This is a genomic window from Methylobacterium sp. A54F (assembly GCF_053346035.1).
In genome coordinates this window covers 669,666-690,384 of sequence record NZ_JBKFBF010000001.1, presented here as the reverse complement: position 1 = coordinate 690,384, position 20,719 = coordinate 669,666, and the positions used below count along the sequence as shown (strand labels likewise).

Annotated in this window: 20 protein-coding genes; 15 read left to right on the top strand and 5 right to left on the bottom strand. The window is 75.8% G+C overall.

The genetic code is table 11. The features are described from left to right. Positions 1 to 4 precede the first annotated feature (4 nt). The 5 genes from cobN to cobJ are packed head-to-tail and all read left to right on the top strand — an operon-like array spanning position 5 to position 6,960. Positions 5 to 3,484 (top strand): cobaltochelatase subunit CobN, encoded by a 3,480-nt coding sequence (gene cobN, locus ACLBXP_RS03470; RefSeq protein WP_447666154.1) that lies wholly within the window; start codon positions 5 to 7, stop codon positions 3,482 to 3,484. Next, complete coding sequence (gene cobG, locus ACLBXP_RS03465) at positions 3,481 to 4,755, top strand: precorrin-3B synthase (protein ID WP_447666153.1); 1,275 nt, start codon at positions 3,481 to 3,483, stop codon at positions 4,753 to 4,755. The genes cobN and cobG overlap by 4 nt, the downstream gene beginning before the upstream one ends. Next, on the top strand, positions 4,752 to 5,384 hold the full coding sequence (locus ACLBXP_RS03460) for a precorrin-8X methylmutase (protein ID WP_447666152.1): 633 nt from the start codon (positions 4,752 to 4,754) through the stop codon (positions 5,382 to 5,384). Before cobG ends, ACLBXP_RS03460 begins: the two co-directional genes overlap by 4 nt. Beyond that, the gene (locus ACLBXP_RS03455) at positions 5,384 to 6,193 is read left to right on the top strand and encodes a precorrin-2 C(20)-methyltransferase (RefSeq protein WP_447666151.1); all 810 of its coding nucleotides are present in this window, start codon (positions 5,384 to 5,386) and stop codon (positions 6,191 to 6,193) included. Before ACLBXP_RS03460 ends, ACLBXP_RS03455 begins: the two co-directional genes overlap by 1 nt. Beyond that, positions 6,190 to 6,960: a precorrin-3B C(17)-methyltransferase gene (cobJ, locus tag ACLBXP_RS03450; RefSeq protein ID WP_447666150.1), complete on the top strand. Its 771-nt coding sequence runs from the start codon at positions 6,190 to 6,192 to the stop codon at positions 6,958 to 6,960. Before ACLBXP_RS03455 ends, cobJ begins: the two co-directional genes overlap by 4 nt. Here cobJ and ACLBXP_RS03445 read toward each other — a convergent pair. Then, complete coding sequence (locus ACLBXP_RS03445; RefSeq protein ID WP_447666149.1) at positions 6,921 to 7,709, bottom strand: cobalt-precorrin-6A reductase; 789 nt, start codon at positions 7,707 to 7,709, stop codon at positions 6,921 to 6,923. The genes cobJ and ACLBXP_RS03445 overlap by 40 nt on opposite strands. Positions 7,710 to 7,738: 29 nt before the next feature. On the opposite strand from ACLBXP_RS03445, the gene cbiE reads away from it, so the two are divergent. Genes cbiE through ACLBXP_RS03425 form a run of 4 tightly spaced genes read left to right on the top strand, consistent with a single transcriptional unit; the run spans position 7,739 to position 11,590 of the window. Continuing rightward, positions 7,739 to 9,001: a precorrin-6y C5,15-methyltransferase (decarboxylating) subunit CbiE gene (cbiE, locus tag ACLBXP_RS03440; RefSeq protein WP_447666148.1), complete on the top strand. Its 1,263-nt coding sequence runs from the start codon at positions 7,739 to 7,741 to the stop codon at positions 8,999 to 9,001. Then, a complete protein-coding gene (locus ACLBXP_RS03435; RefSeq protein WP_447666147.1) occupies positions 8,980 to 9,462 on the top strand; it encodes a cobalamin biosynthesis protein in 483 nt (160 codons plus the stop codon). The genes cbiE and ACLBXP_RS03435 overlap by 22 nt, the downstream gene beginning before the upstream one ends. Then, positions 9,459 to 10,238, top strand: coding sequence for a precorrin-4 C(11)-methyltransferase (gene cobM / locus ACLBXP_RS03430; protein WP_447666146.1), 780 nt, complete (start codon positions 9,459 to 9,461; stop codon positions 10,236 to 10,238). The genes ACLBXP_RS03435 and cobM overlap by 4 nt, the downstream gene beginning before the upstream one ends. Positions 10,239 to 10,246: 8 nt before the next feature. Continuing rightward, positions 10,247 to 11,590 (top strand): cobyrinate a,c-diamide synthase, encoded by a 1,344-nt coding sequence (locus ACLBXP_RS03425; RefSeq protein WP_447666145.1) that lies wholly within the window; start codon positions 10,247 to 10,249, stop codon positions 11,588 to 11,590. Positions 11,591 to 11,716: 126 nt separating this feature from the next. Here the strand turns inward: ACLBXP_RS03425 and ACLBXP_RS03420 are convergent, their stop codons facing one another. Then, positions 11,717 to 12,118 (bottom strand): helix-turn-helix domain-containing protein, encoded by a 402-nt coding sequence (locus tag ACLBXP_RS03420; RefSeq protein WP_447666144.1) that lies wholly within the window; start codon positions 12,116 to 12,118, stop codon positions 11,717 to 11,719. A gap of 404 nt (positions 12,119 to 12,522) precedes the next feature. On the opposite strand from ACLBXP_RS03420, the gene ACLBXP_RS03415 reads away from it, so the two are divergent. Continuing rightward, a complete protein-coding gene (locus ACLBXP_RS03415) occupies positions 12,523 to 12,864 on the top strand; it encodes an antibiotic biosynthesis monooxygenase family protein (protein WP_447666143.1) in 342 nt (113 codons plus the stop codon). A 607-nt stretch (positions 12,865 to 13,471) separates the two neighbouring features. Further along, positions 13,472 to 14,977 carry an undecaprenyl-phosphate glucose phosphotransferase gene (locus ACLBXP_RS03410; RefSeq protein WP_447666142.1) on the top strand — a complete coding sequence of 502 codons (1,506 nt, stop codon included), beginning with the start codon at positions 13,472 to 13,474 and terminating at the stop codon, positions 14,975 to 14,977. On the opposite strand, the gene ACLBXP_RS03405 is transcribed toward ACLBXP_RS03410, so the two are convergent. Beyond that, positions 14,978 to 15,454: a Fur family transcriptional regulator gene (locus ACLBXP_RS03405; RefSeq protein WP_447666141.1), complete on the bottom strand. Its 477-nt coding sequence runs from the start codon at positions 15,452 to 15,454 to the stop codon at positions 14,978 to 14,980. It abuts the gene before it with no gap. Positions 15,455 to 15,620: 166 nt separating this feature from the next. On the opposite strand from ACLBXP_RS03405, the gene ACLBXP_RS03400 reads away from it, so the two are divergent. The 3 genes from ACLBXP_RS03400 to ACLBXP_RS03390 are packed head-to-tail and all read left to right on the top strand — an operon-like array spanning position 15,621 to position 17,442. Beyond that, positions 15,621 to 15,746 carry a hypothetical protein gene (locus ACLBXP_RS03400; protein WP_447666140.1) on the top strand — a complete coding sequence of 42 codons (126 nt, stop codon included), beginning with the start codon at positions 15,621 to 15,623 and terminating at the stop codon, positions 15,744 to 15,746. Further along, positions 15,743 to 16,582, top strand: a complete 840-nt coding sequence (locus ACLBXP_RS03395; RefSeq protein ID WP_447666139.1) for a metal ABC transporter ATP-binding protein — start codon at positions 15,743 to 15,745, stop codon at positions 16,580 to 16,582. The genes ACLBXP_RS03400 and ACLBXP_RS03395 overlap by 4 nt, the downstream gene beginning before the upstream one ends. Further along, a complete protein-coding gene (locus ACLBXP_RS03390) occupies positions 16,579 to 17,442 on the top strand; it encodes a metal ABC transporter permease (protein WP_447666138.1) in 864 nt (287 codons plus the stop codon). The genes ACLBXP_RS03395 and ACLBXP_RS03390 overlap by 4 nt, the downstream gene beginning before the upstream one ends. A 73-nt stretch (positions 17,443 to 17,515) precedes the next feature. On the opposite strand, the gene ACLBXP_RS03385 is transcribed toward ACLBXP_RS03390, so the two are convergent. Next, a complete protein-coding gene (locus tag ACLBXP_RS03385; protein ID WP_447666137.1) occupies positions 17,516 to 18,118 on the bottom strand; it encodes an exopolysaccharide biosynthesis protein in 603 nt (200 codons plus the stop codon). Positions 18,119 to 18,422: 304 nt separating this feature from the next. Between ACLBXP_RS03385 and bcsS the strand changes: the two genes are divergently transcribed. Continuing rightward, entirely contained in the window at positions 18,423 to 19,127 is a 705-nt protein-coding gene (gene bcsS / locus ACLBXP_RS03380) for a cellulose biosynthesis protein BcsS (protein ID WP_447666136.1), read from the top strand. On the opposite strand, the gene ACLBXP_RS03375 is transcribed toward bcsS, so the two are convergent. After that, positions 19,094 to 20,719, bottom strand: coding sequence for a cryptochrome/photolyase family protein (locus ACLBXP_RS03375; RefSeq protein WP_447666135.1), 1,626 nt, complete (start codon positions 20,717 to 20,719; stop codon positions 19,094 to 19,096). The genes bcsS and ACLBXP_RS03375 overlap by 34 nt on opposite strands.

The following is a 20,719-nucleotide window of genomic DNA, read 5'->3' as shown; positions in this document are numbered from 1 at the left end:
CGCCATGCACCTGATCCGCATCGACACGGTCTCCCTCGACGAGGGCGAGGCGGCCGTCGACCTGGGCCAGGAGCCCGGCGACCTCGTGATCCTCTCCTTCACGGATTCCGACCTGTTCGGGGTCGCGGCCGCGCACGCGGCCGAGCCGGGCCTGCCGAGCCTGCGCCTCGCCAAGCTCGCCCGGCTGCGCCACCCGATGTCCGTCGATCTCTACGTCGACCGCGTGATCGCCCGCGCGCGGGCCGTCGTGGTGCGCTGCCTCGGCGGGCTCGACTACTGGCGCTACGGCATCGAGCGGGCGGCGGCCGCCGCGCGGGCGAACGGCGTGCACCTCGCGGTGCTGCCCGGCGACGACCGGCCGGACCCGCGCCTCGCCGCCTTCTCGACCGACCCCGCCCTCGCGACCGAGATCGACGCCTATTTCCGCGCCGGCGGCCCCGCGAACCTGCGCCGGATGCTGGGCCGGCTCGCCCACGCCATCGGCCATCCGGCGACGGTCGAGCCCCCCGAACCCCTGCCCCGCGGCTTCCCGTGGTGCCCCGGCTGCGGCCCCCTCGACCTGGCGACGGCGCGCGCGGCGGCGGACTGGGCGGACTTCCCGATCTCCACCACCGCCCCCGTCATCCCGGGGCCGCGCAGTGGAGCCCGGGATCCAGAGCCGCCGACAAGGCCCGATCCTGACGCCTCGGCGTGTCTGGATCCCGGGCTCTCGCCTGGGGCGAGCCCCGGGATGACGGGGGTTGGGGTGGCGGCGCGGGAGACAGCCCGAACGGTGCGGGCAAGCGCGCCCCTCGCCCTGCTCCTCGTCTACCGCTCCGCCGTCCTCGGCGGCGACACCGCGCCGGTGGCGGCGCTCGTCGCGGCGCTCGGGGGCCGCGGCATCGCGAGCCTCGTTCTCGCCGTGTCGAGCCTGAAGGATCCGGAGGCCGTGGAGGCCGTGCGCGAAGCGATCGCGGCGCGGCGGCCCGACCTCGTGGTCACGACCACCGCCTTCTCGGCGCGGGAGGATGCCGGCTTCGTGCTGGACGGGGCCGACTGCCCGGTGCTCCAGGCCCACACGGTCGGCGCCCCGCGCGCCGCCTGGGCGGCCTCGGCGCGCGGCCTCGGCGGCGCCGACCTCGCCATGCAGGTGGCCCTGCCGGAGTTCGACGGGCGGCTTGCCGGCTTCCCGATCGCCTTCAAGGAGGAGGCGCCGGAGGTGGCGGGGTTCGCCGAGCGCCGCGCCGCGCCCTATCCGGAGGGCATCGCGGCGCTCGCCGACCGCGCCGCCGGCTGGCTGCGGCTCGCGCGCCTGCCCCGCGCCGAGCGCCGGCTCGCCGTGGTGCTGTCGGACTATCCCGCCCGCGGCGGCCGCGCCGGCTTCGCGGTGGGCCTCGACACCGAGGCGAGCGCGCGGGCCCTCCTCGCAGACCTCGCGGGCGCCGGCTACGCGGTGCAGCCTCCTCCCGAAGCGCTGATGGAGGCGCTGATGGGCGACGGCGCGGCCTTCGCCGTGCCGCTCGCCGTCTACGCCGCCTGGCTCGCCGACCTGCCCGAGGCGGCTCGCGCCGCTCTCCACGACCACTGGGGCCCGCCCGAGGCCGACCCCCTCTGCCGGGACGGCGCCTTCCGCTTCCCCCGGGTGCGGGCGGGGCGGGGCGCGGTGTTCCTGCAGCCCGACCGCGGGCGCGGGGACGACCGCAAGGCCGGCTACCACGACCCGGACGCGGCCCCGACCCACGCCTACCTCGCCTTCTACCTCGGCCTGCGCCAGGGCTTCGACGCCCTGGTCCACCTCGGCACGCACGGCACCACCGAGTGGCTGCCCGGCAAGGCGGTGGCGCTTTCGCCGGATTGCTGGCCCGCCCGCGCGGTCGGGGCGCTGCCGGTGGTCTACCCCTTCATCGTGGACGATCCCGGCGAGGCCGCGCCGCTGAAGCGCCGGCTCGGGGGCGTGGCGCTCGGCCACCTGACGCCGCGGGTCGAGACCGGCGGCCTCGACGCGGCCGGCGCCCGGCTGCGGGAACTCGTGGAGGAATACTCGGCCGCGAGCGTCCTCGATCCGCGCCGCGCCGCCCTGATCGCCCGCGCCATCCTGGAGGACGCGGAGGGCCAAGGGCTCCTCGCCGCCGCCGGGATCGATGCCGACACGCCGATGGCCGACGCGCTCACGGCCCTCGACGCGCATCTCTGCGACCTCGGCGAGACCGCGTTTCGCGACGGGCTTCACGTCTTCGGACGGGCGCCGGAGGGGGCCCCGCCTGAGATCGCCGCGAGCGCCCGCGCGGAGCGCGCCGGGCTCCTCGCCGCCCTCGACGGGCGCTTCGTGGCGCCGGGGCCCGCCGGCTCGCCGAACCGCGGCCGCCGCGACGTGCTGCCCACGGGGCGCAACCTGACGACCCTCGACCCGCGCGCCCTTCCGACCCGGGCCGCGGCCGAGCTCGGGGCTCGCGCCGCCGAGGCCGTGGTGACCCGCTACCTGCAGGACGAGGGCGAGTACCCGGCCCGGGTGGTGATGGACCTCTGGGCCTCGCCGACCCTGCGCACCGGCGGCGAGGACGTGGCCCAGGCCCTCGCCCTGATGGGCGTGCGCCCGACCTGGGACCACGCCACCACCCGCGTCACCGGCTTCGAGGTGCTGCCCCCCGCCCTCCTCGGGCGGCCCCGCATCGACGTGACGGTGCGGATCTCCGGCGCCTTCCGGGACACCTTCCCGGAGACCCTGTCGCTCCTCGACCGGGCGGCCCGCGCGGTCGCCGCGCGGGAGGAGACGGACGAGGACAATCCCCTGGCGGCCGCGCGCCGCCGCGGCGAGGCGGTGACGCGCGTCTACGGCGCCGCGCCCGGCCGCTACGGCGCGGCCGCGGCCGAGACCGCGCTCGACGGCGCCTGGGGGGAACGCGCGGATCTCGGCCGCGCCTACCTCGCCGCCACGAGCCACGCCTACGGAGACGCGGAAGGGCAGGACGCCGCCTTCGCGGACCTCGCGGCACGGGCCGACGCCTACGTGCACGCCTTCGACGTGGCCGAGCGCGACCTCTTCGACGGCGACGCCGCCACCGAGGCGATGGGCGGGTTCGCCGCCGCGGCGGAGCTCGGGGGCGGCAGCCCGGCCCTCTACGGGCTGGACACGGCCCGTACCGAGCCGAAGGTCCGCACCGCCCGCGAGGAGGCGGCCCGGCTGATCGGCGGGCGGCTCGCCAACCCGCGCTGGGTGGCGGCCCAGCTCCGCCACGGCTACCGGGGCGTGCAGGATCTGGCGCAGGGGATCGACGCGGTGTTCGTGCTGGCCGCGACGACCGACGCCGTCGGGGACGCGGGGTTCGACCGGCTCTGGACCGCCTGGATCGCCGACATCGAGACCTTCGAGCGCCTGCGCGCCGCGAACCCGGCGGCGACCCGGGCGATCCTCGACCGCTTCGAGGAGGCCCGCGCGCGGGGCCTCTGGCGCACCCGCCGCAACGCCCCCTCCCCCGCCGTCCTGATGCGCGAGGCGGCCGAATGAACGCCCCGCGCCGCGTCCTGCCCGAGGCCCCCTCCCGCCGGGGCTGGTGCCCGTCTCTCGCCCGGCCGATGCCGACCGGCGACGGACTGCTCGCCCGCGTCCACCCGCCGCTCGGGCGGCTGACCACCGCGCAGCTGCGTCACGTGGCCGAGGCCGCGCGCCGCTTCGGCAACGGCCACGTCGACGTGACGGCCCGGGCGAACCTCCAGGTCCGCGGCGTCACGGAGGCGAGCCGCTGCGCCCTCGCGGACGCGCTGACGCTGGCCGGCCTCGGGGATGTGCGGGCGGATGGCGGGCCGCAGCGCCTGACGCTCACGAGCCCGCTCGCCGGGCTCGCCCCGGAGGCGATCGACGTGCCCGCGCTGGCCGAGGCGATCGAGGCGGCGGGCCGCCTCGTTGCCGGCCTGCCCGCCAAGGCGCTCGTCGCGGTGGAGGGCGACCGGTTCGGGCTCGGCGAGTCCGGGGCGGACCTTCGGCTCGCGGCGGCGGGCCCCGGCCGGGTGGCGATCGCCGTCGCGACGCCCGGGGGCCTTCGCCCGGCCGGCACGGTGGCGGAAGCCGACGCCGCGGCGCTCGCCGCGAGCCTCCTCGGGGCCCTCGCCCGCTCCGGCCACCGCCGGATGCGCGACTTCGCGGGCGACCCCGAACGCGACCGCATCCTCGGGGGCCTGCGCGCAGCCGAACACCCGGACCTGCCAGCGCACCTGCCGCCCCTCGGGCGCATCACCCTCGCGCCGGACCTCCCGCTCGTCGGCGTCGAGGCGCCCTTCGGGCGCTGCACCGCCGACCAGCTCGAGGCGCTGGCCGCGGCCGCGGGGGCGGACGGGGTCCGGGTGTCCCCGGCCCGCGGCTTCCTGCTGGCGCGGCCGGGGGACCGGGCGCTGGCGGACCTCGCCGCGGCGGGCTTCATCACCGAGGCGGACGATCCCCGCCGGGCGGTCGCGGCCTGCCCCGGGGCTCCGGCCTGCCGCTCGGGCTCGACGCCGACCCTCGAGGACGCCGCCCGCCTGGCGGACGCGTTCCGGCCGCTGGCCGCGCGGGGCCGGCGCGCCCACGTCTCGGGCTGCGCCAAGGGCTGCGCGCAACCGGGTGCGGCCGACCTGACCCTCGTCGGTCACGAGGGCCGCTACGGCATCGTCCCGGGCGGCCCGCCCGGCGCGGAGCCGGCGACGTACCTCACTTTCGAGGCGGCGCTGGAGCGCGTAAGGAGGGCGGCAGCCGCCCCGACCTCCGACCGATCCCTCGCCGACGCCTTCAGGAACCCGACATGAGCGCCCGCCTCGACTATCTGCGCGACGGAGGCGCGATCTATGCCCGATCCTTCGCGATGATCCGGGCCGAGGCGGACCTCGGCCGGTTCTCGGGCGCCGCCGAGCGCGTCGTGGTGCGGATGATCCACGCCTGCGGCATGACCGACCTGCCCGCCGACGTCGAGATGTCGGCGGATTTCGCGGCGGCCGGGGAGGCGGCGCTGAAGCGCGGCGCCCCGATCCTCTGCGACGTGCGCATGGTGGCCGACGGCGTCACTCGCGCGCGCCTGCCGGCGGACAATCCGGTGATCTGCACCCTCGGCGACCCGCGCGTGCCGGGCCTCGCCGCCGAGATGGGCAACACCCGCTCGGCCGCCGCGATGGAGCTGTGGCGCGAGCACCTGCCGGGCAGCGTCGTCGCCGTCGGCAACGCGCCGACCGCGCTGTTCCGGCTGCTCGAACTCCTGAACGAGGGCGTGGCGCCGCCGGCCGCGGTCATCGGCATCCCGGTGGGCTTCGTCGGCGCCGCGGAGTCGAAGGAAGCGCTCGCCCGGGACGGCCGGGTGCCCTTCGTGGTGGTGCACGGCCGCCGCGGCGGCAGCGCCATGACGGCGGCGGCCGTCAACGCCCTCGCCAACGAGGTCGAGTGATGGATTCGGGCGAGCGGCTTCGCCTCGGGAGCCCGGAGGCGGAGCCCGCGGCGCCGCGGGCGGTGGTGACCGGCACGCTCTACGGCGTCGGCATGGGACCGGGCGACCCGGACTACCTCACCCTGCGCGCCCACCGCATCCTGCAGCGCGCCCCCGTCCTCGTGCACTTCTGCAAGCAGGGTCGGCGCGGCAACGCCCGCACCATCGCCGATGCCGTGCTCGGGCCCGACACGCCGCGCCAGGCACCCCGCGAGCTCGCGCTGGCCTACCCCTACACCACCGAGCTGCCCCCCGAGCACCCCGACTACGTCGCGGCGCTGGCCGCCTTCTACGACGCGGCCGCCACGACCCTCGCCGACCACCTCGGCGCCGGCCGCGACGTCGCCATCCTGTCGGAGGGCGATCCGTTCTTCTACGGCTCGTTCATGCACCTGTGGCGGCGCCTCAAGGACCGCTTCCCCGTCGAGGTGGTGCCCGGCGTCACCGGCATGGCCGGCTGCTGGTCGCGGGCGGGCACGCCGATCACCTGGGGCGACGACGTGCTCACCGTTCTGCCCGCCACCCTGCCGGCCGCGACCCTGCTCGCCCGGCTGCGGGCGACGGACGCCGCGGTTATCATGAAGCTCGGCCGCCACCTGCCGAAGGTCCGCGCCGCCCTGGCCGAGGCCGGGCTGCTCGCCCGGGCCGTCTACGTCGAGCGCGGCACCATGGCGGGCGAGCGCATCCTGCCGCTGGCCGAGCGCCCCGACGACGCCCCCGCCCCCTACTTCGCCATCGTCCTCGTCCCCGGCGAGGGACGCAGGCCGTGACCGGACGCGTCACGGTGATCGGCCTCGGCCCCGGGGATCCGGGCCTGCTCACGGCCTCGGCCGCGGAGGCCCTGGCCCGGGCCGAGGACCTGATCGGCTACCACCCCTACGTGGCCCGCGTGCCGGAGCGGCCGGGCCTCGTGCGGCATGCCAGCGACAACCGCGTCGAGGTGGACCGGGCCCGCCAGGCCCTGGCGCTCGCGGCCGCCGGCCGCCGGGTCGCGGTGGTCTCCGGCGGCGACCCCGGCGTCTTCGCCATGGCGGCGGCGGTGTTCGAGGCGGTGGAGCACGGCGACCCCGATTGGCGCCACCTCCCGATCACGGTGGAGCCCGGGATCACCGCGATGCTCGCCGCGGCGAGCCGCCTCGGGGCGCCCCTCGGGGGCGACTTCTGCGCGCTCTCGCTCTCCGACAACCTCAAGCCCTGGGCGGTGGTGACCGCCCGGCTGGAGGCGGTGCTGCGGGCCGACCTCGTCGTCGCCCTCTACAACCCGATCTCCGCCGCCCGCCCCTGGCAGCTCGGCGCCGCCCTCGGCCTCGCGGCCGAGATCCGGCCGCCCGAGACGCCGGTGATGCTCGCCCGGGCGGTGACGCGGCCCGACGAGGCGATCCGGGTGCTGAGCCTCGCCGAGGCGCGGGACGCGCCGGCCGACATGGCCACCGTCGTGATCATCGGCGCCTCCGGCACGCGCCTGATCCCGCGCGGACCGGGCGAGCGGCCCTTCGTCTACACGCTGCGGAGCGTGCCGGCGCCGGACCCGGCCTGATGGAGGCCGAGCAGCCGCAGGGCCTCTTCGGCATCGGCCACCGCCGGCACGTCGGGCTTGGCCGGCCGGCGCACCATCACGACGGGCAGGCGCAGGGCCCGGGCGGCCGCGATCTTGCCCGCCGTCGCCGCCCCGCCCGCGTTCTTGCTGACCAGCACCGCGACGGCGCGCGCCCGCAGGAACGCCGCCTCGGAGGCCGCGTCGTAGGGGCCGCGGGCGAGGATGTGGGTGAGGCGGGGCACCGGCAGGGCGTCGCCCACGGGCTCGATGCTGCGCACGAGGTAATCGTGCTGGGGCGCCACCGCGAAGGCGCCGACCTCCTGCCGCCCGATCGTCAGGAAGACGCGGCGCGGGGGCGCGCCGAGGGCGGCTGCGGCCTGCGCCATGTCGTCGACCTCGGTCCAGAGGTCGCCGGGCTCCCGGCGCCAGGCCGGCCGGCGGATCGCGAGGAGGGGGACGCGGGCCTTCGCGGCCGCCGCGGCGGCGTTGGCGGAGATCCGTGCCGCGAAGGGATGGGTCGCGTCGACCAGGCGGTCGATGCGGTGCTCCGCGAGATAGGCGGCGAGCCCCTCCGCCCCGCCGAAGCCGCCGATGCGGGTGCGCACCGGCTCCGCCTTCGGGGCGGTGGTGCGGCCCGCGAGCGAGAGGGTGACGTCGTGGCGGCCCTGCGCGGCGAGCCCGCGCACCAGGGCGCTCGCCTCGCCGGTGCCGCCGAGGATCAGCACGCGTTCCCGGTCCCGCTCCGCCATCGGCCGCCCCATCACGGAGGGCGTTGTCCATGAGCGAGGGCGCCCTGTCCAGCATCGCGTCCGAGGCCGCGCCGCTCAGGCCCTGGCTCGCCATCGTCGGCATCGGCGAGGACGGGCGCGCGGGCCTGTCGCCGGCCGCCCGGGCCGCCCTCGACGGCGCCGAGGTGGTCCATGGCGGGCGCCGCCACCTCGCCCTGGCGGGGCCGTTCCCGGGGGTCGCGCGGCCCTGGCCGAGCCCGATCGGGGAGGCGTATCCGGAGATCCTGGCGCGCCGCGGGCGGCCGACCTGCCTGCTGGCGACCGGCGACCCGTTCCACTACGGCATCGGGGCCGAGATCGCCCGGCTGGTGGCCCCGGAGGAGATCCGCGCCTTTCCCCAGCCCTCGGCCTTCAGCCTGGCCTGCGCCCGGCTGGGCTGGCCGCTGGCCGAGTGCGCCTGCCTGACCCTGCACGGCCGCAGCCTCGCCCGGATCGTGCCCCACCTGCAGCCCGGCGCCCGCCTCCTCGTGCTGTCGTGGGACGGGAGCACGCCGGAGGCCGTCGCCGCGCTGATGACCGGGCGCGGCCTCGGCGGCTCCCGCCTGACGGTGCTGGAGGCGATGGGCGGCCCCCGCGAGCGGGTGCGCACGGCCCGGGCGGCGGATTTCGGGCTCGACGCGATCGATTCCCTCAACACCCTGGCGATCGCCGTCGAGGCCGGCCCCGACGCCCGCATCGTCGGCCTCGCGCCGGGGCTCGACGACGGCGCCTTCGAGCATGACGGGCAGCTCACCAAGGCGGAGATCCGCGCCGTGACCCTCGCGGCCCTCGCGCCGCGCCTCGGCCAGCGCCTCTGGGACGTCGGAGGCGGGGCGGGCTCGGTGGCGATCGAGTGGATGCTGCGCCACCCCGCCATGCGGGCGGTGGCGGTGGAGGCGGTGCCGGAGCGGGCGGCCCGCATCGGCCGCAACGCGCAGGCCCTCGGCGTGCCGGACCTCGCGGTGGTGGAGGGCCGGGCCCCGCGGGCGCTCGCGGGCCTGCCCGCGCCGGACGCTGTCTTCATCGGCGGCGGCGTCTCCGAGCCCGGGCTCATCGGGGCCGCGGCCGACGCCCTTCCGGCGGGCGGGCGCCTCGTGGCGAACGCCGTGACGCTGGAGGGCGAGGCGACGCTGCTCGCCGCCTTCGCGGAGCGCGGCGGCGCGCTGCGGCGCCTCTCCGTGGCGCGGGCGGACCGGGTCGGCGGGCCGGCGGGGGCCATGCACGGCTGGCGGGCCGCGATGCCGGTGACGCAATGGGTCTGGGTGAAGCCGTGACGGGCCCGGTCCCCGCGGAGGGCGCCAGGCTCGCCGCCGGCGTCGGCTTCCGGCGCGGCGCGCCGGCCGAGGAGATCGTCGCGCTGGTGCGCGCGGCCCTCGCGCAGGTCGCCGCCGGGGCCGACCGCCTCGCCCTGCTCGCCACCGCCGAGGATCGGGCCGGCGAGGCCCCCTTGCGCGCCGCCGCGGCGGCCTTCGGCCTCGCGCCGACCCCCGTTCCCCCCGCCGCGCTGGCGGCCATCGACGCCCGGGTGCCGACCCGCTCGCCGCGCATCGAGGCCGCCCGCGGCGTCGGCTCGCTCGCCGAGGCCGCGGCGCTCGCAGCGAGCGGCGGCCCCCTCGCGCTGGCCCGCATCGCGAGCCCGAACGCCACCTGCGCGCTGGCTTATCTGGCGCCGTCCGGCGCCGGGGCCTATCTGGCGCCGTCCGGCCCCCACCCCGCCACGATCGCCTCCCCATGACCGTTCACTTCATCGGCGCCGGCCCCGGCGCCGCCGACCTCATCACCGTGCGGGGGCGTGACCGGATCGCCGCCTGCCCGGTCTGCCTGTATGCCGGCTCCCTCGTGGCGCCCGAGATCCTGAGCTGGTGCCCGCCGGGCGCCCGGATCGTCGACACCGCGCCCCTCGACCTCGACGCCATCGTGGCGCTCTGCGCCGAGGCCCACGCGGCGGGGCTGGACGTGGCGCGGCTGCACTCGGGCGACCTCTCGATCTGGAGCGCGCTGGCCGAGCAGACCCGGCGGCTCGCGTTGCTCGCCATCCCCTACACGGTGACGCCGGGCGTGCCGTCCTTCGCGGCCGCCGCCGCCGTGCTCGGGCGGGAGCTGACCGTGCCGGGCCTCGCCCAGTCGGTCGTCCTCACCCGCACCTCGGGCCGGGCGAGCGCCATGCCGGAGCGGGAGACCCTGGCGCGCTTCGCCGGGACCGGCGCGACCCTCGCGCTGCACCTGTCGATCCACGTGATCGACCGCGTCGTCGCGGAATTGACCCCCTTCTACGGGGCCGCGTGCCCGGTGGCGGTGGTGTTCCGCGCGACCTGGCCCGACGAGCGCGTCCTCGCCGGCACGCTCGCGGACATCGCCGGGCGCGTCGCCGCGGCGGGGCTGGAGCGCACCGCCCTGATCCTGGTCGGGCCGGCGCTGGAGCCCGGCGACCACCGCGAGAGCGCCCTCTACGCCCCCGACTACGACCGCCGCTTCCGGCCGGGCGCCGGCGCGGGCGCGGCAGATTCGTGAGGATCCCCGTGAGCGCACCGGTGGAAGCGCATCCGGCCCCCGGCCTCCTCGTCGCCGCGCCGCGGTCGAGCTCGGGCAAGACCACCGTGACGCTCGCCCTGATGCGGGCGCTCGCCCGGCGGGGCCTGCGGGTGCGGGGCGCCAAGTGCGGGCCGGACTACATCGACCCGGCCTTCCACCAGGCCGCGACCGGGTGCCCGAGCTTCAACCTCGACAGCTTCGCGATGCCGCCGGGCCTCCTCGACACCGTGGCGGGCCTCGCCGCGCAGGAGGCCGACCTCGTGGTCGCCGAGGGCTCGATGGGGCTGTTCGACGGCGTCCGGGCCGGGGCGGGGCGCACCGGCGCCAACGCCGACATCGCCGCCCGCTACGGCTGGCCGGTGGTCCTCGTCCTCGACGTCTCGGGCGCCGCGCAATCGGCCGCCGCGGTGGCGCTCGGCTGCCGCGCCTACGACCCGCGCCTGCGTCTCGCCGGCGTGATCCTCAACAAGGTCGCGAGCGCCCGCCACCGGCGGCTCGTGGAGGCGGGCCTCGCGCAGGTCGGCATCCCGGTGCTCGGCGCGCTGATGCGCGACGCGAGCCTCGTCCTGCCCGAGCGCCACCTCGGCCTCGTCCAGGCCGGCGAGACCGCCGACCTCGACGCGCGCCTCGACCGCCTCGCCGACCTCGCGGAGGCCGGCCTCGACCTCGACGCGATCCGGGCCTGCGCGGGTGGCACCGCGCCGCCCCCGGGCACCGGCACCCTGCCGCGGCCGCCGGGCCAGCGCATCGCGGTGGCGCAGGATGCGGCCTTCACCTTCCTATACCCGCACATGGCGGCGGGCTGGCGGGCGGCGGGCGCCGAGATCGTGCCGTTCTCGCCCCTCGCCGACGAGGCCCCGCCGGCCGCGTGCGACGCCTGCTGGCTGCCGGGCGGCTACCCCGAGCTGCATGCCGGGCGCATCGCGGAGGCCGGCACCTTCCTGGCGGGCCTGCGCGCCTTCGCGCAGACGCGCCCGGTGCACGGGGAGTGCGGCGGCTACATGGTGCTGGGCGAGAGCCTGGAGGACGCGGCCGGCGCCACGCACGCCATGGCGGGGCTTCTGCCGGTGGCGACCTCCTACAAGGCGCGGCGCATCCATCTCGGCTACCGGGTCGCGACGCTCGCGGCGGATTGCGCCCTCGGCCCGGCGGAGGGCCGCCTCGTCGGCCACGAGTTCCACTACGCCAGCGAGCTGACGGCGCCGCCTGGGCCCGACGACGCCCTCGCCCGGGTGACCGACGCCGAGGGCACCGCCCTCGGCCTCGCCGGCCACCGCCGGGGACGCGTCACCGGCTCGTTCTTCCACCTGATCGCGGAGGAGGATCGCTGAGGCGGACCCGCCCGGTCGTCCCGGACGTGCACCGAGGCCTGACGCGGATCCCTGCTCCCGGGGCGGGAGCGGAGCGCGTCGCGCTGCGAGGACCTGAGCCGGAGACGACCTGACGGCCGAGCGCGGTCAGGCCGCGGTCGCGGCGTCCGCCGGGGACTGGCCCATCCGGGCCGCGGTGCGCACGATCGACAGCACGTCGCGGCGCATCTGGTCGTCCTGGATGAGCGCGTAGGCCCGCAGCAGCTCGATCGCGCCGTGGGCGCTCAGGAAGCCGAACACGTCCTGCTGCGGCTCGTTGCCCTCGCCTTCCTCAAAGAAGGCGGAGACCGGAACCTCGAGCAAGCGGGCGATCTCGCGCAGGCGGCCGGCGCCGACGCGGTTCTGCCCCTTCTCGTACTTCTGGACCTGCTGGAAGGTGACGCCGACCGCGGTGCCCAGCGCCGTCTGGCTCATGCCGCGCGCCTTGCGCAGCGCCGTGATCCGCAGGCCGACCAGACGATCGACATCGGTGGTCTGTTTAGGCATCATGTCTTAGCACCGTTCCTTTCAGGGCGCGGTCCGCGCGCGGCACCCGATCGCCGTTCCGGGAAGCAGGAGACGAGGCACCGGGCTTGCTCGAAGATGACGGAAGGTGCATCTCGCCCGTGGATCCGAACGGATCCCGGCGGCCCTGACCGGCGTCTTCGTCCTGGCGGGGTGCCTCGAAATTAGTTGCCCCCGCAACAACCTGACCACGAACAGCCCCGCTGGTGCAAGCCTCTCGCACCAAGTTTCCTTCGAATCACCTGCGCAGGATTGCGCAGATGCAACACTGGAATGACTTGGTTCGTCTCTTCGAGACATGACGAGGCGCGTCGAAGCGGTGAATTCCACGCTCGATCAAGCCTCGATAAGGGTACGCATCCGCCGCACGGCGCGACACGGAGAACCGCATGTTTATCGCGATGAACCGCTTCAAAGTCGTTAAGGACGCGACGACCGATTTCGAGCAGGTCTGGCTCGGCCGCGACAGCCATCTCGGCGAGATGGAAGGCTTCGTCGAGTTCCAGCTCCTGCGCGGCCCGGAGGCCGAGGACCACGTGCTGTACGCCTCGCACACGATCTGGCGCTCGCGGGCCGACTTCGAGGCCTGGACCCGCTCGGAGCAGTTCCGCAAGGCGCACAGCCGCGTGCCCACCACGAAGCCGCTCTACCTCGGCCACCCGAACTTCGAGGGCTTCGAGACGGTCCAGGCCATCGCCAGCCCCGGGAGCGGGTCGGCGGACGCGGCCTGACCGAGGTCGGCCCGGCCGGCGGCCGGCCGGCACGGAACCATCGGGCGGCCTCGGCGCGGTGCCGGGGCCGCCCATCCTCGAAGCGAATCTGAAGAGCCGGCGGGGCCGGGATTGCCGGCATCGCCGAGGCGGGACCCCTGCCGATCGGCGCCGGCGGTGGGCCGGCATGAGGCGCACGGGCCGGCGAGAATCATCGCCGCCGTCCCGGAGCCCGCGACCGCGGCCTCCCCGATTCGGTCCTCGCCGGCGCATCCCTGTTCCATCCCGGCACTCCGAGCACGGCTCGGCCGGTCCGCTCAGCCGTCGGCCCCCGGAGCGCGGGTGGCCCGCGCACGGCGCGCGGGCGTGACCGCGGCGCGCGCGCCGGTCCCGACGAAACTCTCAACCATACCGCATGCAAACTACGCAGTTCGCGGAGCCGTTGCGGCGCTTCCGCGTTCCGCCCGCACAGTGTCGGTTCCTGGGGCGGGGCACGCGGCGAAGGACGAGGGCGGGACGCGCGGTCGAGGTCTGAAGCTTGCTCAGTAGTCTTCGGCGTCGAAGGCTGACGACGAGACTGTTTCAGTCCGAGACACCGCCCGGTTCACGACGGAACACGATCCGACCGATGTTTCATGATCACACGCCCGGGACCTATCAGATCCTTCCGACGTCTGCGGAGCGCCGCCGCACCGTCTGGCATGCCCTGCTGCCCCGCCGGCGGCGGGCGGCCTTCCGGCTCGGCATCTCCGTGGCGGTGGCCCTCGCCGACATCCTGGCGATCTGCGGCGCCGCCTTCGCGATCGAGCTGAGCTACCTCTACGCGCTCAACGGCGCGGCGCCGAGCTTCGCGGAGAGCCGGGGCCTGCCCCTGTCGGCGCTGCTCGGGCTCGTGATCGTGCTGATCAACGCGGTCCGCGAGGAGTACAGCATCGAGACGCTGCTCTCCGCGGCGCCCCGGCTCCAGCGCATCGCCACCCGCTGGCTGCTCGCCTGGGGGGCGGTGCTCGTCGTCGCCTTCGCGACGAAGACCACGACCGACTATTCCCGCGTCGTCACCGTCACGCTGTTCGCGGCGGGCCTGCCGGCGCTGATGCTCGCCCGCTCCGTCATGGTGGCGCTGGTGCGCCGGGGCGTCACGCCGGCCTCCGCCTCGGTGAGCCGCGTCCACCTCGTCGGCTTCGAGGAGGACATCGCGCGCTTCTACGCCGGCAACGAGGCCGACGCGCTGGGCGTGCGGGTGATCGGCACCAGCTACCTGCGCCGGCTCGACCCGCGGGCGGACGCGGCGACGCGCCAGACCCAGATGTCCGAGGACCTCGACCTCGCGGTCTCGATCGTGCGCTTCCTGCGGCCCGACGACGTGTTCATCCTGGTGCCCTGGACCGACACGGCCGACGTCGAGCGCTGCATCGACGCCTTCCTGCGCGTGCCCGCCGCCCTGCACCTGCGCCCCGGAACCGTGCTGGACCGCTTCCCCGACCTGCAGGTGGCCCGGGTCGGGCGGCTCTCGGGCATCAACATCGGCCGCCGGCCGCTGAACCTCGGCGAGATCGTCCTGAAGCGCGCCCTCGACCTCGTCCTCGCGACGACGGCGCTCGTCCTGCTCGCGCCGCTCCTCGCCGCCGTCGCCATGCTGATCAAGCTCGACAGCCCGGGGCCCGTCTTCTTCCGGCAGAAGCGCTACGGCTTCAACCAGCAGCCGTTCGGGGTCTTCAAGTTCCGCAGCATGAAGGCCGAGAAGGAGGTCGTGTTCAAGCAGGCGACGCGCAACGACAGCCGCATCACCCGGGTCGGCGCGGTGCTGCGCCGGACGAACCTCGACGAGTTGCCCCAACTCCTCAACGTGGTGAAGGGCGAGATGTCCCTGGTCGGCCCCCGCCCGCACGCGCTCGCCCACGACCGCAGCTTCGAGCGGCGCATCGCCCTCTACGCCCGGCGCCACAACGTGAAGCCCGGCATCACCGGCTGGGCGCAGGTGAACGGCCTGCGGGGCGAGACCCTGACCGACCTCGACATGGAGCGGCGGGTCGCGCACGACCTGCACTACATCGACAACTGGTCGATCTGGTTCGACATCCAGATCCTGTTCCAGACGGTCTTCTCCCGGAAGGCCTACCGGAACGCCTTCTGATCAGCCCTCGGCCTTCTGCAGGCAGGCGCCGCACTCCCCCTCGACCTCGAGGATGCGGCTCACCGGGCGGAAGCCGGCGCGGGCGAGGGTGCGGCCGAGCTGGTCCTCGACCTCGGGCGAGGTGGTCTCGTCGATGCTCCCGCATTGCCGGCAGATCATGAAGACGAGGCCGGCCTCCGCGCCGTGGTCGTGGGCGCAGGGCACGAAGGCGTTGCGGCTCGCGATGCGGTGGACGAGGCCGTGCTCGGTCAGGAAGTCGAGGGCGCGGTAGACCGAGACCGCGGCGACCCGGCGCCCCGGCGCGCTGAGCCGCTCGGCGATGTCGTAGGCGCCCATCGGCCGGCCCGCGGCCGCCACCGCCGCCAGCACGTCCCGGCGCAGGCGGGTGAACTGCAGGTCGCGCTCGCGGCACAGGCGCTCGGCCCGGTCGACCACGTCGCCGCCGCAGCCGGACCCGCCGTGCGCGTGCTCGCCCATCTTCGTTCCCAGAAGCCCGGGCGCGGGGCCCGGCTCGGCAGCCCGATTGTGCCGGGCGGCTGTTACAGTATATCAGCCCCTATAGCCCTCCGCCCGGGTGCGGGCAAATCGCCGGCCCCGCGCCGCGCGGGACCGGAGGGCCCGATCCTCCCGGGACGACGGCGACGTGATCCGAACGCAAGCTCCCCTCCGGGCCTCCCTGTTCCGTGCCGGCATCGCCCTGCGCTGCGGCCTCGCGGGTGGCCTCTCGGCCCTCGTCTGGCTCGCCATCCTGTGGGCGCTGCGGGCGTGAGCGCGGCCCTCGCCTTCCGGGGCCTGACCCTCGGCTACGACCGGCACCCGGCGGTGCACCACCTCGACGGCGCGGTGCCGCGGGGCGACCTCCTCGCCCTCGTCGGGCCGAACGGGGCCGGCAAGTCGACGCTGCTGAAGGGCCTCGTCGGCGAGGTCCCTCCCCTCGACGGCCGCATCGAGCGGGGCGAGCGCGCCCTCGCCTACCTGCCGCAGGCCGACGAGATCGACCGCAGCTTCCCCCTGAGCGTCCTCGACCTCGTCGGCATGGGCCTGTGGCGCAGCCTCGGCCCCTGGCGCGGCCTGCGCTCCCGCCTGCCGGCGATGGGCGCGGCATTGGCCGCGGTCGGCCTCTCGGGCTTCGAGGCGCGGCCCATCGGCACCCTCTCGGGGGGCCAGTTCCGCCGCGCCCTGTTCGCCCGCCTGATCCTGCAGGATGCCCGCCTGATCCTCCTCGACGAGCCCTTCACGGGCATCGATGCCCGCACCACCGCCGACCTGCTGGGGCTGATCCGCGGCTGGCACGCCGAGGGCCGCACGGTGGTGGCGGCCCTCCACGACCTCGCGCAGGTGCGCGCCCACTTCCCCACGACGCTGCTTCTCGCCCGCGAGCCCGTGGCCTGGGGGCCGACCGCGGCCGTGCTCACCGCCGCGAACCTCGCCCGCGCCACCGCTCTCTCGGAGGCCTGGGACGAGGACGCCGCGATCTGCGCGCGGGACCACGCGGCCCCTGGGAGCGGCCAAGGACACGGCCAAGGGCACGGCCAAGGACACGACCAAGGGCACGGCCACGCGCACGATCACGACCACGCGCACCACCACAGGGGCGCGGCGTGATCGATCCCCTCGCCCCCTTCGTCGAGTTCGGGTTCATGCGCCGGGCGCTGGCGGGCTGCCTCGCGCTCTCGGTCTCGGCCCCGCCGATCGGCGTCTTCCTGATGCTGCGCCGCATGAGCCTGATGACCGACGCGATGAGCCACGCGATCCTGCCGGGGGCCGCGGTCGGCTTCCTGGTGGCCGGCCTCTCCCTGCCGGCGATGAGCCTCGGCGGCCTCGCGGCGGGCCTCGCCGTGGCGCTCCTCGCGGGGCTCGTCACCCGCACCACCGCGATCCGCGAGGATGCGAGCCTGGCGGCCTTCTACCTCGTCTCCCTGGCGGCCGGCGTGCTCCTGGTGTCCCTGCGGGGCTCGCAGGTCGATCTCCTGCACATCCTGTTCGGCACCGTGCTGGCCCTCGACGACGAGGCGCTGGTGATGCTCGGCGCCATCGCGACCCTGACGCTGTTCGGGCTCGCCGCCCTCTACCGGCCCCTGGTGATCGAGTGCGTCGACCCGCTCTACCTGCGCTCGGTGAGCCGCGCGGGCGGGCCCGTGCACCTCGCCTTCCTGGGCCTCGTGGTGCTCAACCTCGTCGGCGGCTTCCAGGCGCTCGGCACGCTGCTCGCCGTCGGGCTGATGCTGCTGCCGGCCGTGGCCGCCCGGTTCTGGGCGGAGGACCTGAGCGGGCTGATCCCGGTCTCCATCGCGGTGGCGATCCTGGCGAGCCTCGCCGGCCTCAGCCTCTCCTACCACCTCGACCTGCCCACCGGCCCCGCCATCGTGCTGGCGGCCGGCGCGCTCTACCTGATCTCGATGCTCGCCGGTCCGCGGGGCGGGCTCCTCCGGCGCCTGGTCCGGGCCCGCCACCTGGAGGCCTGAGGGAGCGCCGCACCGGTCGAGCCGACGCGTCCCGGGTGCCGCGCGCGGATCCTCGGGCGGACCCGCCCCCGGCTCAGAGGTGGAACAGGCTCATCGCGCCGGCCACCACCGCGTAGACGAAGCCGGCATTGAGGGCGACGCCGAGGGCGCCGATGCCGAGGCCGGCGAGCACCACGACGCCGTCCCGCTCCACGAGGCCGAGGCCCACGAGGCAGACCGCGAGGCCGAGGGGGATCTGCCCGACGACCGGCGCGGCGACGATCAGCGCCATGGCGAGCGTCAGCAGGATCAGCCCGACGCCCCGCATGCCGAGGGCGGTCTCGAACAGGCTCATGCGCGGGCGCGACCAGCGCTCCAGGCGCTTGAGGAGCGGCACCGCCCGGGACACCGCCCGCTCCACGTCGCTGCGGGCGACGGAGCGGCCGAGGAGCGCCCGCGGCAGCCACGGGGCCGACATGCCCGCGGCGATCTGGACCGCCACGAGCAGCAGCAGCAGGCCGCAGACGAGCGGGATCGGCGGGGGCATCGGCAGGCAGTTCGGCAGGCCGAGGATGACGACGAGCAGCGCGAAGGCGCGGTCGCGCAGGACGGCGACGATGTCGCCGACCGTCAGGCGGTCCCCCTCCTGGCTCGCGAGCACGGTGAGGACGTCGGAAGTGCGTGCTCCGGAAAACAAGAAGGCTCGGCCGCTGAGTGCTGTGCAGGCCGCGGCTCTATCCGAGTTCCGGGCAGAGGCCAAGCAGGGGCGTGCCCCGGCCATCCCGGCGCGTGCCCTCGCGCACCGCGTGCATGCGTGAGCGGACCAGCCGGGTCCCTGATCGCTGAGATTGTCTAATCCCACGAAAATATCACTCAGATATCGGCGGGACCAAGCTGTGCTCAACCCGAGGATGAACCCACGAAGACTCTGATTTATTTGATTAAATTCAGCCGCGACTGTGACAGGATCGGGGGACCCGTCGCTGCTTCGCGTGCGCCCCGTGGCCCCGTCCCGAACCCTCGCCCTGCTGCTGGTCGCCGCCGGACCCGCGCACGCGTCCGAGGGGCTCGACGCCCTGGTCTTCGGCGGCCTCGACGCGGCGGCCTCGGCCTTCGTGTCCGGCGGGGGAAAGCTCGCCCTCGACGGCCTCGACCGGACGGGCCCGGTCGCCCTGGTGAGCGCCGGCGCGGGCCGGCGCGGTGCGCGGCGGGTCTGTGTGTGCGGGCGCATCGCGACGTTTGCCCGGATCACGGCGGCCGGCGCGGCGCTCGCCGGCTACCAGTGGGTGCAGGACTGGGGGGTGGTCGCGGCCTATGCGGGCCCCGAGGCCGCGGCCGAAGCCCTGACGGAGGGGCGCAGCCTCGTCCTGACGGGGCCGGTCCGCCTCGGCCTGCGGCTGCACGGGGAGATCTGGGCCCGCCCGGGCGCCGACACGCTGGTGCAGGGCACCGTGATCCTCGGCTCGGCGCGCCGGGACGCGTGGGCGCGCCTCGCCTACGGGGTGCGGCTCTGGGAGACCTACCTGGGCCCGGAGGTCGCCGTGTCGGCCGACAGCACCGGCTACGCCAAGTGGAGCCTCGGCCTGCACGCCACCGACTTCGCCTTCGGCCGCTTCGCCTTCCGGGCCTCGGCCGGCCTGCAGGTCGAGACGGGCGCGCGGCGCCCCGGCCCCTACGTCGCGCTCTCGGCCTGGACGAACCTCTGACGGCGCGGCGGCCCCCCGAGGTCGAGCTCGGGCGCGGCCGGCGCCTCCGGCACGGCGTCGAGCCCGTCGAGGAAGCGGGCGGCATCCGCCTGGATCTCCGCCTGCCGGCGCGGGCCCATGCGCGCCAGCGTCCGATAGGGCATGGCGAGGCGCGGGTTCGGCGAGAACCGATCCGCGTTGGCGATCAGGAAGTTCCAGTAGAGGTAGTTGAACGGGCAGGCCTTCGGGCCGGCCTTGCGGGCGACGTCGAAGGTGCAGGTCTCGCAGTAGTTCGACATCCGGTCGATGTAGGCGCCCGAGGCCGCGTAGGGCTTCGAGCCCATCACGCCCCCGTCGGCCCACAGCACCATGCCGTGGACGTTCGGCAGCTCCACCCACTCGTAGGCGTCGGCGTAGACGACGAGGTACCATTCCTCGACCTGGGCCGGCGCGAGGCCGGCGAGCAGCGCGAAGTTGCCCGTCACCATCAGGCGCTGGATGTGGTGGGCGTAGGCGTTCGCGCGGGTGTCGCCGATGCACTGCGCGAGGCAGTTCATCGGCGTCTCGCCCGACCAGTAGAACCACGGCAGGTCGCGGGTCGCGCCGAGGGCGTTGGTCTGCGCGTAGTCGGGCATCCGGGCCCAGTAGAGGCCGCGGACGTACTCGCGCCAGCCGAGAATCTGCCGGATGAAGCCCTCCACGGCGTTGAGCGGCGCAGCACCCGACCGGTAGCGGTCCTCGGCGGCCCGGCAGACCTCCTCGGCATCGAGGAGGCCGGCATTGAGGGCGGGGGAGATCAGCGCGTGGTAGAGGAAGGGCTCCCCCGCCCGCATGGCGTCCTGGTAGTCGCCGAAGCGGGGCAGGCCCGCATCGAGGAAGTGGCGCAGGGCCGTCAGCGCCTCGGCGCGGGTGACCGGCCAGGCGAAGCCGTCGAGGTCTCCGAAATGGTCGGGGAAGCGGGCCGCCACGAGGTCGATCACGGCCCGCGTCACCGCGTCCGGCGGGAAGCCGAGGCGTCCGGGCGGGCTCGCGTCCCGCGGCAGGGACTTGCGGTTGTCGTGGTCGAAGTTCCAGCGGCCGCCGGCCGGCTCCGCGCCGTCCATCAGCAGGCCGGTGCGCCGCCGCATGCCGCGGTAGAAGGTCTCCATGCGCAGCGCGTGGCGCCCCTCCGCCCAGCGCGCGAAATCCTCGCGCGGGCACAGGAAGCGGTTGTCGAGGCGGATCTCGACGGGGACGGGCAGGTCCGCGGCCCAACCCTGCATCATCTCGAGGACGCGCCACTCGCCGGGCTCGGTGACGACGACCCGGTCCGGCCGGTGGCGGGCCACCGCCCGCTCCAGCTCGCCCGTGAAGCTGCCGGCGTTGCCCGGATCGTCGAGGCGCACGTAGTCGACGGCGATGCCCTCGGCCGCGAGTTCTTCGGCGAAGTGGCGCATCGCCGAGAACAGGAAGGCGATCTTTTGCTTGTGGTGGCGGACGTAGGTGGCCTCGGCCTCGACCTCGCAGAGGAGCACGACGTCGCGCTCCGGGTCGAGGTCGGTGAGCGTCGCGATCCGCCGGTGGAGCTGGTCGCCGAGGAGGAAGCGCAGGGTGCGGGGGCCTGTCCGCGCCAC